We start from the raw sequence: 14,263 nt of genomic DNA on the forward strand, positions 1-14,263 counted from the left end.
CCGGGCGCCCGCGAGGCGTATGGGGGTGCTATCGGTGGCTGACACCACGGCGACGACCGCCGACCCCGGCCACCACGGCCACGGCGATCGCTGCCACCGCGACCTGCACCAGGAGCTCGCCCCAGTCGATGCCGGCGGTGGACGTCGCGATGCCCGCGGCCCGGGCGAGAACGGTGCCCAGCAGCGCGGCGCCGACGCCGATGACCATGTGCAGCCAGATCGGCATGTCCTGCCGGCCCGGGACCACGAGGCGGCCCAGCGCGCCGATGATCAGACCCACGAACAGTGCGGTGATGATGCCCCAGACGGTGAGCTCCATGGTGGCCCTCCTCAAGCAGAAGATGTCAATCGGCGGGTTTTCTGTCGGGCGACTCAGTTCCCTCGACGCCGAATTCCCAAACCGATCGGAGCACCACCGGACGGCATCCCGGCCATGTCGCCTGTCGATGCCGCCACCATTCGCACACGTCGCGGCCGGTGCCGGGCCACCGACCCGGCACCCGGCGCCGACTACTTCTTGCCCGCCTGCTTCCCGTCACCGGAGTCGGAGGAGAGCGCGGCGATGAAGGCTTCCTGGGGGACCTCGACCCGGCCCACCATCTTCATCCGCTTCTTGCCCTCCTTCTGCTTCTCCAGCAGCTTGCGCTTGCGGCTGATGTCACCGCCGTAGCACTTGGCGAGCACGTCCTTGCGGATCGCCCGGATGGTCTCCCGGGCGATCACCCGGCTGCCGATGGCGGCCTGGATCGGCACCTCGAACTGCTGGCGCGGGATCAGGTTGCGCAGCTTCGCGGCGATCGTGGTCCCGTACGCGTACGCCTTGTCCTTGTGCACGATCGCACTGAACGCGTCCACCGGCTCACCGTGCAGCAGGATGTCGACCTTGACCAGGTCGGACGCCTGCTCGTCGGTGGGCTCGTAGTCCAACGAGGCGTAGCCCTTGGTCCGGCTCTTGAGCTGGTCGAAGAAGTCGAAGATGATCTCGGCCAGCGGCAGCGTGTAGCGCAGTTCCACCCGGTCGGCGGAGAGGTACTCCATGCCGAGCAGATTGCCCCGGCGCCCCTGGCAGAGCTCCATTACCGCACCGACGTAGTCGTTCGGGGTGAGCACGCTGGCGCGCACCGTCGGCTCGTACACCTCGGCGATCTTGCCGGTCGGGTACTCGCTCGGGTTGGTGACGACGATCTCCACGCCGTCCTCCTGGATGGCCCGGTAGACCACGTTCGGAGCGGTCGAGATCAGGTCCAGGTTGAACTCCCGCTCCAACCGCTCCCCGATGATCTCCAGGTGCAGCAGGCCGAGGAAGCCGCAGCGGAACCCGAAGCCCAGTGCCCCGGAGGTCTCCGGCTCGTAGGTCAGCGCGGCGTCGTTGAGCTTGAGCTTGTCCAGCGCGTCCCGCAGCGCCGGGTAGTCCGACCCGTCGATCGGGTACAGGCCGGAGTAGACCATCGGCTTCGGGTCCTTGTACCCGCCGAGCGCCTCGGCCGCCGGCCGACCGTTGATGGTGACCGTGTCACCGACCCGGGACTGCCGGACGTCCTTCACACCGGTGATCAGGTAGCCGACCTCGCCGACCCCGAGCGCGTCGGACTTCACCATCTCGGGCGAGATGACGCCGATCTCCAGCAGCTCGTGGACCGCACCGGTGGACATCATCTTGATCCGGTCCCGGGCACTGATCCGCCCGTCCACCACCCGGACGTAGGTGACCACGCCCCGGTAGACGTCGTACACCGAGTCGAAGATCATCGCGCGGGCCGGTGCGTCGGCGTCGCCGACCGGCGGGACGAACTGCCGGACGATCTCGTCGAGCAGGTGCGGCACGCCGACACCGGTCTTGCCGGAGACCTTGATGCAGTCCGCCGGGTCGCCACCGATCAGGTGGGCCAACTCCTCGGCGTACTTCTCCGGCTGCGCGGCGGGCAGGTCGATCTTGTTGAGCACCGGGATGATGTGCAGGTCGTTCTCGAGCGCCAGATAGAGGTTGGCCAGCGTCTGCGCCTCGATGCCCTGCGCGGCGTCGACCAGCAGGACGGCGCCCTCGCAGGCGGCCAGCGAGCGGGACACCTCGTAGGTGAAGTCCACATGACCCGGGGTGTCGATCATGTTGAGCACGGCCTGCTCACCGGTCCGCTCGCCCTCGCGGATCGTCCACGGCATGCGAACGGCCTGGCTCTTGATGGTGATGCCGCGTTCGCGCTCGATGTCCATCCGGTCGAGGTACTGCGCGCGCATCTGCCGCGGGTCGACCACACCGGTGAGCTGCAACATCCGGTCGGCCAGGGTCGACTTTCCGTGGTCGATGTGGGCGATGATGCAGAAGTTCCTGATCCGCCCCGGGTCGGTGGCACCAGGAGCGTTCGCGCCGGGATCGAGCGTCGGTGGCACAGCGGTCCGTTCTGGTCGGCTGACGTGAGCGGGCCGGCACCGCCGGCCCCCTCTATGCTCCCACGTCCCCGGCGGACGACCGCCGCGCGGGCGAACCCGGACTCACTCCGGCGGCGGCTCGACGAAGAGGGCGGCCAGCCGGGGCAGCCGCCGCTGGGCCTCGTCGGAGTTGTCGAAGTCCCAGAAGTCGTTCAGGTCCGGCGTCCGCGCCGCCTCACGCGCCACCGGCATGTCGGACGCGGTCGCCTTGCGGTACGCGTCCCACGGCACGGCGAGCATGTCCTCGCACTCGAACTCCTCGCCGCTGAGCGAGGCCGCCCGGACCTCCGGCAACTCGGCCAGCGAGTCCGGGTCGGCGACCGCACGGGCGAAGACCTCCCGGCCCCGCGTCATCAGCCAGCCCCGGAAGTACTCGAAGCCGTCGTCCGAGGCACCGTAGTTGATCATGTACGCGGCGCCCCACAGGTCGACCCGGTAGGAGGCGGCGAGCACCCGCCGCTGGTGCTCCGCGTACCCGACGATCTCCTCCGGGTCGCGGGCGGCGAGCAGCGCGACGGCGCGGGCCGCGATGGCGTCCGGCTCCCCGCCACCGGCGCGGGCCCGGTCGATCAGCTGCCAGAAGTCCTCGGTCCTCATGACCCGGCAGTCTGACAGAGAGGTAGGACGTCGGCGGGACCCGACGAGTCCGGCGCGCGGAGCACGGCGGCGACGCCGCACCGGGCAGCATGGTCGGGTGAGCAACCCGGCCCCGCCGCCCGTGCCGTACCACGCGACCGCCCAGCGCCCGCCCTGGCACACCCTGCCGGGGGTGGTCCGCGCCGCGCTGTCGGACCGGCTCGGCGCCCCGGTCGTCGCCGCCGAGACCGCCGATGCCGGTTTCACCCGGGGCTTCGCCGCGGTGCTGCGCACCGGCGACGGCGGCAGCGCCTTCGTCAAGGCCGCGTCCCGCGTCGAGCAGCCACACCTGGTCGACTGGTACGCCCGCGAGGCGGCCATCCTCAGCCGACTGCCCGCCGGCCTCCCCGCCCCCCGCCTGCGCTGGACGTTGTTCGTGGCCGACTGGTACGCGCTCTGCCTGGAACCGGTCCACGGCCGCCTCCCCCGGTTGCCCTGGGATCCCGCCGAACTGGCCGGCACCCTCGCCGGGTACGCCGATCTCGCCGCCGCGCTCGCCGACCCACCACCCGACCTGGTCGCCCTCGGGCTGCCCCGGCTCGCCGACCTCGCCCGCGACGACATCCTCTGGTGGGACGAGGTGGCCGCCGGCCGGGAACCGGTGCCGCCGCTGCCCGATCCGCTGCGCGGGCGGATCGCCGACCTGGCCGCGCTGGAGTCCCGGCTTCCCGGGTACGCCGCCGCCACGACCGGCCTGACCCACGGCGACCTGCGGGCGGACAACGTCCTGATCGACGGCGCGGGCACCGCCTGGTTCTGCGACTGGACCTGGCTCTGCCATGGCCCGGCCTGGTTCGACCTGGTCAACCTGTTGATCACCGGGTACGCCTCCGGCCTCGACGTCGACACCCTCTTCGCCGCCCACCCGACCGTCGCCGGCGCACCCGACGACGCGCTCGACGTGACGCTGGCCGCCCTGGCCGGCTATCACCTCACCGCCGCCGCGTCGGCACCCCCGACCGCGTCGGCCCACCTGCCGGCGCACCAGCGGTGGACCGGCGAACAGGCGCTCGGCTGGCTGGCCCGCCGACAGGGCTGGACCTGAGCGCGCCCGGTCACGCGCCGCCTGCCCGCGAGGGCTGTTTTGGCCCGTGCCGACCGACCTGGTAACCTGGCTTTTCGCGCAGCGATGACGCCTGCTCGTCGTCGCGCGCACAAGCTGACCAACCCGAGCTATCAAGACGAGGCTGTCGCGTGGCGAACATCAAGTCCCAGATCAAGCGCAACCGGCAGAACGAGAAGCGCCGGCTGCGGAACAAGTCGGTCAAGTCGTCGCTGAAGACCGCCATCCGCAAGTTCCACGAGGCCGCTGAGGCCGGTGACGTCGAGAAGGCCACCAACCTCATGCAGGACGCCTCGCGCAAGCTGGACAAGGCTGCCAGCAAGGGCGTGATCCACGCCAACCAGGCCGCCAACCGCAAGTCGGCGATCGCCAAGCGCGTCACGTCGCTCGCTGCCTGAGTTCAGCGACCTCAGACCTGACGGAAGCCCCGGGGCAGTGCCTCGGGGCTTCCGCACGTCCTCGTCCGACTCGGGCACAGGTGGTTCAGGAGCCGGGTTCGGCGGTGCGGCGACGACGTCCGGGCACCTTCGGCACGTCCGGGGCGGGCACGATGTTCGTGGTGCCGGGGTGGGCCGGCCGCAGGGTGGGTACGGGCGGGCCGGGCCGACGCGTCGGTGACGACGGCTCCACGGCGGGCAGCGGCTCCGATCGGAGCACGACGCCCGGCACGCTGTGCGGCAGCCAGTCGACCCGGGCCCGTCCCACCACGGGTTCCATCTGCCGCCGGAACCGGTCGCGTTCCTGCTCCGGCACGGCCGCTGCGGAACGGACCACCACGGCCGCCACCATGTCGTTGAGCTTGACCATGACGGCCACCGCCGCCGGGAGCACCAGCACCGCCCACCACTTCACCAACTCGGCGAGCACGAGCAGGGCGGCCAGCGCGATCGCACCCTCGAAGAAGAGGAAACAGAGCACCCCGCCCGGGTTGACCACACGCAACCCGAGCACCCGGGCGTAGAGCGGTCGGTACCGCTCCTCGTCGGCCGGGATCGTGGCCCAGGAGCCACGGAGGGCTCCGCTCATCTGGCGCCGCCCTGCTGCCGCGCGGCGGCCACCGAGAAGACGGCCTTCTCCAGCGCGTACGCCCGGTCGTCGGAGCCGCCCTTCACCGCCGCGTTGCACTCGGCCGCCGCCCGCATGGCGTCCACCAGTGCGTCCGGCGTCCAGCCCCGGGCCTGCCGCTGGGCTCGTTCGACCTTCCACGGCGGCATGCCCAGACTGCTGGCGAGCTGGTACGGGCTGCCCCGGCCGGCCGAGGCGACCCGGGCCACGGTGCGGATCCCGTCGGCGAGGGCGTCGGCGATCGGCACCGGGTCCACCCCGACGTGCAGCGCCCAGCGCAACGCCTCCAGTGCGGCGGGCAGGTCACCGACCATGGTGGCGTCGGCAACGGTGAAGCCGCTCACCTCCACCCGACCCCGGTAGTACCGGGAGACCGTGTCGGCACCGATCCGGCCGTCGGTGTCGGCGATCAGCTGCGAGCAGGCCGCCGCGAGTTCCCGCAGGTCGTTGCCGACCGCCGCGATCAGCACCTCGGCGGCGTCGTCGGTGCACCGTGCACCAGCCCGGCGGAACTCGTCCCGCACGAAGGCCACCCGGTCACGGTGTCCCTTGAGCTTGGTGGCCGCCAGCACCTGTGCACCGGCGGCCTTCAGCCCGTCGGCGAACGCCTTGCCCTTGGCCGCGCCGAGATGCTGGACGACGAGTTGCACCTCGGGGTCGGGATTCTTCGCGTACGCCAGCAGGGCGGCGGTCAGGTCCTTGCGGGCGTCCTGACCGGACCGCAGCACCAGCACCCGTCGCCCACCGAACAGCGACGGGCTCAGCATCTCGTCGATCTCGCCCACGGTGAGCTGCCCCGCCTGGTACTCCCGCACGTCCGCGCCCGGGTCGGCGGCGCGGGCGGCGGCGACGGTTTCGGCCACCGCACGCGTGGCGAGCAGCTCCTCGTCGCCGAGGACGAGCACAATGGGAGCGGCACTGGCGGCGGTCACGCCGCCCATACTCGCACGCTCTGCGGCGAGGTCCAGTCTGCTCGTCGGTACTGTGCTGGCAGACCCCGCACTCAGCGCAAATCCAGACATATATCCAATTAGCCTTCTTTCTCCATAAGTCGGATTCGCTCATCTGTTCGCCCTGGTCAGGTCCACTCCCCCTGCCACCACAGCGAGCCCGGACGGCCCGACCACCACGGCCACGTCCCCGTCGAGGTCGGTCCGCAGCACCCGCGCCCCACCTCGACTCAGCCGGGCCAGGACCGCCTCGTTGGGGTGCCCGTAGGTGTTGCCCGCGCCCACCGGCACCAACGCGACCGCCGGCGCGATCGCGTCCAGAAAGGCCGGATCCTGGTACGCGCTGCCGTGGTGGGCGACCTTCAACACGTCGGCCCGCAGCCCGTGCGGCGGCAGGTGTTCCCGCAGCGCCTCCTGCTCCTCGGTCTCCGCGTCCCCGGCGAGCAGGATCCGCACCCCGGCCACGGTGGCCCGCAGCACCAGGGAGTTGTTGTTCGGGTCGGACCTGGTCCCCCGCATCGGGTAGGGCGGACCGAGGACCACCAGGTCGACCGTGCCCGCCTGGTACCGCCACCCGGCCGGGGCGGCCACCAGAGGCGTGCCGTTCGCGGCGGCCGTGTCGTGCACCAGGTCCCGCCCCATCTCCGGCTCGGGCCAGCGAGGTGTCACCACCGTGTCCACCCGACGGTCCCGGAAGACCCCGGCCACTCCCCCGGTGTGGTCGACGTGGAAGTGACTGATCACCAACAGCGGCACCCGCCGTACGCCGAGCCGGCGCAGACAGGCGTCCGCCGCCGCCGGATCGGGTCCGGCGTCGACCACGACGGCGCGCCCCGCCGCCACCGGCAGCAGCACGACGTCGCCCTGACCCACCGCGCAGGCGACGACCACCCACCCCTTCGGGGGCCAGCCCGGCGCCGCCACCCGCACCGGCAGGGTGCCGACCACGACGGCGGCGGTCAGCACCGCCACCAGGCGGCGCACCACCGGTCGCCGCGCCGCCACCAGCAGGGCCACCGTCAGCGCCGCCAGCAGCAGCGCCCCGGACACCCCACCGGGCCAGGGCAGGTTGCCGGCCGGCACGCGGGCCCCGTGCCGGGCCACCAGCACCAGCCACCACGCCGGCCAGTGCGCCAGCCAGGCGACGGCCTGGGCACCGGCGGGCCAGACCGGCGAGATCGTCGCGGCCAGCACCCCGAGCACCGTGGCCGGGGCGATAGCGGGCACGACCAGCAGGTTCGCCGGGACCGCGACCAGACTGACCGTGCCCGACAGCCCGGCGATCACCGGGGAGCAGGCCAGTTGCGCGGCGGCCGGTACCGCCAGCGCCTCGGCCGCCCCCGCCGGTACGCCCCGTCGACGCAACCCGTCGCGCCATCGTGGCGCGAGCAGCAGCAGACCACCGGTGGCCAGAACCGACAGCGCGAAGCCGGCGTCCCCGGCCAGGTCGGGGTCGAGGAGCACCAGCACCGCCACCCCGGCGGCCAGGGCCGGCACTGCCGCCCGAGGTCGCCCGGTGGCCAACGCGGCGAGTCCGATCGCCCCCATGGTCGCCGCACGCACCACGCTCGGCGAGGGCCGGACCAGGATGACGAAGCCCACCAGGGCGAGCCCGCAGAGGACGACGGCCAGCGTCGGGCCGGCACGGGCCCACCGTGCCGCCAACAGCACCGCCCCCACGACGATCGCCACGTTGGACCCGGAGACCGCGTTGAGATGCGTCATGCCGGTGGCCCGGAAGTCCTCCTCGACCGTGTCGGGCAGTGCGCTGGTGTCGCCGACGACCAGACCGGGCAGCAGGCCGCCCGGGTCGTCGGGCAGCGGCGCGCAGGCGCGTTGCAGACCGGCCCGCAGCAGCCCGGCAGCCCGTTGCAGCGCCGACGCCGACCCGAGCCGGACGGGTTCGCCCTCGGCCAGCAGCACCGCACCGGTCAGGTCACCGCCACGCGGCTCGGTCAGGCGGCCCTCGGCCGTGATGCGCTGCCCGGGCAGCAACCCGCGCCAGGCGGGTTCGTCGGCGAGCACCAGCACCCGGGCCGGCGCGGTGACCCGTTGCCCCGTCGGGCCGGTGACGCCCACCAGCCGGGCCGGCACCAGCAACGTCGGCGGGCGGCCGACGATGCCGCCGCGTAGCGCCCGGGGATCGTCCCGGACGACCAGCTCCGCGGTGACCTGCCCGCCCTCCTCGACCAGGGCGCGCAACGGACCGGCGTCCCGCACCGCCAGTCGGGCCGAGGTCGCCGCACCACCGCAGACGATCCCGATCAACGCCGCCACCACGATCCAGCCGTAGCGTCGGGTGACCGCACCCTGCCGCCCGGCGAACCCGAGCAGGTGCACCGCGACCAGCATCGCCACGGCCGCCGCCACCCCGGCCACCAGCAACGTCCGCCCCGCACTGAGGTGCAGTCCGGCCAGGGCGGTGAGCCAGGCCGCCACGGCCAGCCCGGCCAGCCGGAGATCGGGAACCGTCGCCTCGGCGGTCACACCGTCACCAGGTCCTTCAGCTCTTCGTACCGGGCGTCGCCGATGCCGTTGACCTGACGCAGGTCGCTGACGGCGCGAAAGCCACCGCGCTGGTCGCGGTGCTCGATGATCCGCTGTGCGAGCACCGGTCCCACCCCGGGCAGCGCGTCGAGCTGCGCGAGCGTGGCCGTGTTCAGGTTCACCCGGCCGCCGGGTACGGCACCGGGTACGGCGACACCGGGCGCCGGGGCGGCCGGTGTCGGCGCCGGTACGCCGACCACGATCAACTCACCGTCGGTCACCTTGCGGGCCGGATTCAGCATCGCCACGTCCACCCCGGGCAGCGCTCCACCGGCCGCCTCGACGGCGTCGGCCACCCGAGCCCCGGCCGGAAGCCGCACCAGACCCGGCCGACGCACCTTCCCCGCGACGGCGACGACCACCTCACCGCCGGGTACGGCCGACGGGTCGGTCACTTGCTCGTCACCGGCAGGAACGGACGGGTCCCCGGTGTCGGCGACGCCACTGGGACCGGTGACCGTGACGACCGGTTCGACCTGCGGACGGGACCGCCACGCCCAGACGGCGGCGACGACCACGACCAGAATGGCGACGACGGCGAGCACCCGGACCCCGCGCCGCCCGGGGTCGAACGCCCCGGGCCCGGGCAGCCGGGACGGTGCCGGCGTCGCGTCGGCATTCGTCTGCGCCTCGGCACTCGACCGGCCGGTTCGTGCCGCAGCAGGGTACGGATCGGTGACCACGGTGCCGTCAGGTGTCGAGGGAGACGGCTGCGGGTCGGTGGCGTAGGTCCCGGTGTCCGACGAGAACTCCGGGGCGACCGGTGTGTGGACGGGCAGCGCGACGGTCGGCCACTCCACCGGCGCGCGCCGCATCGACGACGACACCGGTGGAAAGCCGTCAGTGCTAGGGCCGAAGACGTGCACGGACATCGGGTCGACGTCCTGGCCTGCCGGTGGCGGTCGACCGGCAGGCACGACGGGACCCCGCGATGTCGTGCCGGGCATCAGCCGCCACAGGCGATCCCGGACCGCCGTCTCCTCGTCGTCGTTGGACACGGCGCGAGGCTAGGACGGCGAGCCCGCGGCGCGCCGCCGTCGAACGCCCCGGCTGTGGATGACCGGTCGTCTGTGGACAACCGCCTGATCACGCATCGTTCGTGCTATGGCCGGACCCGCCGGACCCGGCGAACCCGACGGACCTCACCGGGCCGAGGATGCTTCCGTGCTGCGCTGCCACCGAGGTCGCTGTCGCCTCCACCGCAAGATCACGCTCGATCCCGGATCGAGTGGTCACCGTCGCGCTCGGATGCCACTCGATCCCGGATCGAGCGTGATCTTCCGCTCGGAGGGCGTGCACCGTTCATTGGCTATGAGCGACCGGCGACAGGGCGGTGACGGCGAGACGAATCCTGCCGAGGGCGACAGGTCGGAGGAGGAGAGCAGCCGGTGGACGACGCCTCCCGCCGACGAGCCGGGGCTCGCCTCAGCCCCGCCAGTCCTTGCTGGTCGCTCCGCTGCCGTGACCGGCCCGGGTCAGCGGGATTCCGGGTCGAGGCCGAGGGCCGCGCGTCCGCCGTCGACCGGCAGGGTGGCGCCGGTGACGAAGCCCGCCGCCGGAGAGAGCAGGAACGCCACCACCTCGGCGACGTCCTGGGGTCGGCCGATCCGGCCCACCGGGTGCAGGCGGTGTAGCTCCGCCTCGACCCGTCCCGCCTGCTCCGGCGTCTGCGCGGCCAGGAACGCCTCGTGCCGCTCGGTGGCCACCGAACCGAGGGCTACCGTGTTCGCCCGGATGCCGCGCGGGCCGTACTCGACCGCGAGCGCGCGGGTCAGCCCCTCGATGGCGGCTTTCGCCGTGGCGTACGGCAGGCAGCCGGGCACTGGTCGCGCGGCCTGGTGGGAGGAGACGTTCACGATCGCGCCGTCGGTGCCGGCGGCCAGGAAACGGCGTACCGCGGTGGCCGCGCCGACCACGGCGGGGCGCAGGTTACGGGTGATCAGGTCGACCACCTCGCCGACCGGGGCGTCGTGCACCGAGGCGTCCCGGAACACCGCCGCGTTGTTCACCCAGCCGGTCAGCGGCCCGGCGCGTTCGGCCAGGTCGGCGGCGCGCCCGGCGACGCCCTCGTCGGCGGCGTCGCCGACCACCGCCGCCAGTCGCCCGTTCGCCGCATGTTGCTCCACCCAGGACACCGTGCCGGCATCACGCTCGACGATCACGACCGCCTCACCTGTGGCGAGCAGCCGCTCCACGATCCCCCGCCCGACGCCTCGCCCACCCCCGGTCACCACACAGGACATCCGCCCCTCCTCCCACCCCCGCCCATCTTCCCGCATCCCCGCACCCACCCCGTCGATCATGAAGTGATGGCACTTTCATAACGGGACAAAACCGCACGAACCCTCGACCACAGCTCCATGATCGGCGAGCCTCGCCCGGGACGGCGGCGAACCTCACCCCGGGGCGGGGGGCGAGCCTCACCCGGGGCGGGGAGGACCGCCAGCCAGGGGAGGCAGGACCCTAGGGGTGGCGGTGGGTGACGACGCAGGCGAGGCCGGGGCCGGCGTGGGCGGCGACGGCGGCACCGGCCTCGGAGACGTACGTGTCGTGCAGGCGCGTGCCCAGTCGGGTCGTGAGCGCACCCAGCAACGTCTCGGCGCGCTCGGGTGCGGCCAGGTGGTGCACGGCCAGGTCGATTTCCGCGTCTCCGGCCGCCTCGACGGCCAGGTCCACCAGGCGGGCCAGACCACGGCTGGCCGTCCGCACCTTGTCGCACAGGACGATGACGCCGTCGGGCATGTACAGGATCGGTTTGACCGAGAGTGCCGTGCCGAGCAACGCCTCGGCCGCGTTGATCCGTCCACCCCGGCGCAGGAACTCCAGCGTGTCGACGTAGAAGTAGATGGTGGTCCGGTCGATCGCGGCGACGGCCTCGGCGCGTACGCCGGTCAGGTCGGCACCGCGCTGGGCGGCCCGGGCGGCGGCGATCACCGGGAAGCCGAGGCCCATGCCGCAGGAGCGGCTGTCGACCACCGTCACCCGGTCACCGAACTGCGCGGCGGCCAGTTCGGCGGCTTCCACGGTGCCGGAGAGTCCCGCCGACAGGTGCACCGACACGACGCCGTCCGCACCGGCCTCCAGCAGCTGCTGGTACGTCCGGACGAACTGTTCCGGGGACGGGCGGGACGTGCTCACCGAGACCCGGCGGGCACTCAGCGCGCGGGTGGCGTCCGCCGGGGAGGTCTGGACCCCTTCCAGTCCCTCGACGCCGTTGAGCACCACAGTCAACGGCACCACGGTGAGCTGGTGCGCGGGCACCAGCTCGGGCGGCAGGTAGGCGGTGGAGTCGGTCACGACCGCGACGGGCATGCCCGGCACGGTAGCCGATCGGTGCGGTGCGGCGTCAGACCGCTTCGGCGGAGCCCGGCCGGGCGGGTGTGACCGGCGGTACGTCGACCGGGCCGACGTTGTGCGTCCGCATCTGCCACCCACGGTCGGCGTCGTGCCGCAGCTCGGTCCAGTGGCAGTTGCGCAGCGAGCCGACGGCACGGAGCACGCTGGGCTCCCAGCCGAGCAGCTGACCGCAGCCCTGCCGGGCGGCACCGCCGTGGGTGGCCACGACGATCGTGCGGCCGGCGAGTTCGTCGGCGAGTTCCTGGAGGGCGGTGCCCATCCGCTTGCCCAACTCGCTCAACGGTTCGATCTCCGCGCCCGGGTCGGGGTCACCGGCCCGCCAGCGGGCGAACTCCGCCGGGAACTGGGCCGTCGCCTCGGTCAGCAGGAGGCCCTGCCAGCGTCCGAAGTGGCGTTCGCGCAGTCGGGCGTCGGAGCGTACCGGCAGACCGGTCAGCGCGGACAGCGCACCGGCGGTGTCCGCCGCTCGGCTCAGGTCGCTGGCGACGATGGCGTCCGGTCGCAGCGCGGCCAGTAGCGGCGCGGCCTGGCGCGCCTGCTCGCGGCCGCGGTCGTTGAGGGGTACGTCGGTCTGCCCCTGCACCCGACCGGCGGCGTTCCAGTCGGTGTTGCCGTGCCGCCAGACGATCAGCCGGGTCACTCGCCGGATCCGCTGGCGGCCTCGGCGCTGGCCAGGTCCCGGTCGACGAAGGGGATGGTGGGGCAGTCCTTCCAGAGCCGGTCGAGGGCGTAGAACTCGCGCTCCTCGGTGTGCTGGACGTGGACCACGATGTCGACGTAGTCGAGCAGCACCCACCGGCCGCCGCGCTCGCCCTCGCGCCGCACCGGCTTGGCCTTCTCGGGCAGTTCGAGCAGGGCTTCCTCGATGGCGTCGACGATGGCGAGCACCTGACGCTCGTTCGGGGCCGCGGCGATCAGGAACGCGTCGGTGATGGCGAGCTGGTCACCCACGTCGATGATGACGATGTCCTGAGCCTTCTTGTCGGCCGCGGCCTGGGCGGCGGCCATCGCCAGCTCGTGAGCGCGTTCCGAAACTGTCACCGTTCTCCCTCGATCACCCGTGCGATGCTCTCAAGCCTCTCACACCCTGCGGATTCCCGACTTGGCGGTTTCACGCAGTAATCGGGATGAAACCGGCTAATCACCCTGGTAGAGCCGCCGTTTCGCGATGTATTGCACCACACCGTCCGGCACCAGATACCAGACCGGTACGCCCCGGGAGACCCGCGCCCGACAGTCGGTCGACGAGATGGCCATCGCCGGCACCTGCACCAGGCTGACCGTGTCGGCGGGTACGTGCTCGTCGGAGAGCTCGAAGCCCGGCCGGGTCACCCCGATGAAGTGGGCCAGCTCGAAGATCTCGTCCAGGTCCTTCCAGCTCAGGATGCGTTCCAGGGCATCCGCGCCGGTGATGAAGAACAGTTGGGCCTTCGGGCCGTACTCGGCGCGCAGGTCCCGCAGCGTGTCGACGGTGTAGGTGGGACCACCCCGGTCGATGTCGACCCGGCTGACCTGGAAGCGGGGGTTCGACGCGGTCGCGATCACCGTCATCAGGTAGCGGTCCTCGGCCGGGCTGACCGGGACGTCCTCTTTCTGCCAGGGCCGCCCGGTGGGCACGAACACCACCTCGTCCAGCCCGAACCGGTCCGCCACCTCGCTCGCCGCGACGAGGTGGCCGTGATGGATCGGGTCGAACGTGCCGCCCATGATCCCGACCCGCCGGATGTCTTCCCGCACACCATGATCCTATGCCGAATCCGGTTCACGCCGGGCCGGGCCGTGACCCACGGCACCGACCCGGCGACACCAGGTCAGCTGGGCGTGCCGTCGACCGCCGATCGGGCGTGGAGCGCCCGCCGCAGGTCGTCGTCGGCGTCGGTGACCACCCGGCGCAACCCGGGGGTGAGGTCGTCGCGGGCCAGCAGGGCCTCGGCCGCCTCCCGGGTCGATCGCGCCACCGCGTACCGGGGGAACGCCAGCTTGGCCACCCGGTCGGCCACCCAGGGCGTACGCAGCCGCGCGGCGGCCGGCATGTCGTCGAAGTACCGGGGCACGTACTCGGCGGTCAGTTCCGCCTGCTCGGGGCGCCAGAAACCGGCGGCCGTCGCCTCGACCAGCCGGTTGGACAGCTCGGTGTTCGACACGATGATCTCCCACGCGGCCTGCTTGGCGGCCGGGTCGGGCAGGGCGGCCCGGCAGGTGGCGGCCCGCTCCGCGC

General features: G+C 72.7%; 15 protein-coding genes. 2 read left to right on the forward strand and 13 right to left on the reverse strand.

What is annotated here, in order from left to right; translation table 11 throughout:
- Positions 1-28 precede the first annotated feature (28 nt).
- The 3 genes from EYA84_RS13585 to EYA84_RS13595 all read right to left on the reverse strand — a co-directional run bounded on the left by EYA84_RS13585 (position 29) and on the right by EYA84_RS13595 (position 3,024).
- Positions 29-319, reverse strand: a complete 291-nt coding sequence (locus EYA84_RS13585) for a GlsB/YeaQ/YmgE family stress response membrane protein (RefSeq protein WP_131053407.1) — start codon at positions 317-319, stop codon at positions 29-31.
- A 191-nt stretch (positions 320-510) separates the two neighbouring features.
- Positions 511-2,388 carry a translation elongation factor 4 gene (gene lepA, locus EYA84_RS13590; RefSeq protein ID WP_131053408.1) on the reverse strand — a complete coding sequence of 626 codons (1,878 nt, stop codon included), beginning with the start codon at positions 2,386-2,388 and terminating at the stop codon, positions 511-513.
- 102 nt (positions 2,389-2,490) lie between these two features.
- Entirely contained in the window at positions 2,491-3,024 is a 534-nt protein-coding gene (locus tag EYA84_RS13595) for a DUF4240 domain-containing protein (RefSeq protein ID WP_131053409.1), read from the reverse strand.
- Positions 3,025-3,121: 97 nt separating this feature from the next.
- Here EYA84_RS13595 and EYA84_RS13600 point away from each other — a divergent pair, with 97 nt between their 5' ends.
- Positions 3,122-4,108 (forward strand): phosphotransferase, encoded by a 987-nt coding sequence (locus tag EYA84_RS13600; protein ID WP_236145749.1) that lies wholly within the window; start codon positions 3,122-3,124, stop codon positions 4,106-4,108.
- Positions 4,109-4,257: 149 nt separating this feature from the next.
- The gene (gene rpsT / locus EYA84_RS13605) at positions 4,258-4,524 is read left to right on the forward strand and encodes a 30S ribosomal protein S20 (RefSeq protein ID WP_131053411.1); all 267 of its coding nucleotides are present in this window, start codon (positions 4,258-4,260) and stop codon (positions 4,522-4,524) included.
- 85 nt (positions 4,525-4,609) lie between these two features.
- Here the strand turns inward: rpsT and EYA84_RS13610 are convergent, their stop codons facing one another.
- The 10 genes from EYA84_RS13610 to EYA84_RS13655 form a co-directional block, all read right to left on the reverse strand.
- Entirely contained in the window at positions 4,610-5,152 is a 543-nt protein-coding gene (locus EYA84_RS13610; RefSeq protein WP_236145750.1) for a hypothetical protein, read from the reverse strand.
- The gene (gene holA, locus EYA84_RS13615; RefSeq protein WP_131053412.1) at positions 5,149-6,132 is read right to left on the reverse strand and encodes a DNA polymerase III subunit delta; all 984 of its coding nucleotides are present in this window, start codon (positions 6,130-6,132) and stop codon (positions 5,149-5,151) included. The genes EYA84_RS13610 and holA overlap by 4 nt, the downstream gene beginning before the upstream one ends.
- A 120-nt stretch (positions 6,133-6,252) precedes the next feature.
- Complete coding sequence (locus EYA84_RS13620) at positions 6,253-8,628, reverse strand: ComEC/Rec2 family competence protein (protein ID WP_131053413.1); 2,376 nt, start codon at positions 8,626-8,628, stop codon at positions 6,253-6,255.
- Positions 8,625-9,686, reverse strand: coding sequence for a helix-hairpin-helix domain-containing protein (locus EYA84_RS13625; RefSeq protein WP_394347571.1), 1,062 nt, complete (start codon positions 9,684-9,686; stop codon positions 8,625-8,627). Before EYA84_RS13625 ends, EYA84_RS13620 begins: the two co-directional genes overlap by 4 nt.
- Positions 9,687-10,163: 477 nt before the next feature.
- Positions 10,164-10,931 (reverse strand): SDR family NAD(P)-dependent oxidoreductase, encoded by a 768-nt coding sequence (locus EYA84_RS13630; protein ID WP_131053414.1) that lies wholly within the window; start codon positions 10,929-10,931, stop codon positions 10,164-10,166.
- A 220-nt stretch (positions 10,932-11,151) separates the two neighbouring features.
- Complete coding sequence (locus tag EYA84_RS13635) at positions 11,152-12,000, reverse strand: DegV family protein (RefSeq protein ID WP_131053415.1); 849 nt, start codon at positions 11,998-12,000, stop codon at positions 11,152-11,154.
- Between the two features lie 34 nt (positions 12,001-12,034).
- Complete coding sequence (locus EYA84_RS13640) at positions 12,035-12,685, reverse strand: histidine phosphatase family protein (protein ID WP_131053416.1); 651 nt, start codon at positions 12,683-12,685, stop codon at positions 12,035-12,037.
- A complete protein-coding gene (gene rsfS, locus EYA84_RS13645) occupies positions 12,682-13,086 on the reverse strand; it encodes a ribosome silencing factor (RefSeq protein ID WP_131053417.1) in 405 nt (134 codons plus the stop codon). The genes EYA84_RS13640 and rsfS overlap by 4 nt, the downstream gene beginning before the upstream one ends.
- A 96-nt stretch (positions 13,087-13,182) precedes the next feature.
- Positions 13,183-13,782, reverse strand: coding sequence for a nicotinate-nucleotide adenylyltransferase (gene nadD, locus EYA84_RS13650; RefSeq protein WP_131053418.1), 600 nt, complete (start codon positions 13,780-13,782; stop codon positions 13,183-13,185).
- 74 nt (positions 13,783-13,856) lie between these two features.
- Positions 13,857-14,263: ERAP1-like C-terminal domain-containing protein (locus EYA84_RS13655; RefSeq protein WP_201272382.1), on the reverse strand; the 407-nt coding region annotated here is incomplete at its 5' end.

Source organism: Verrucosispora sp. SN26_14.1, assembly GCF_004307965.1.
In the GTDB taxonomy this organism is placed as follows: Bacteria; Actinomycetota; Actinomycetes; order Mycobacteriales; family Micromonosporaceae; genus Micromonospora.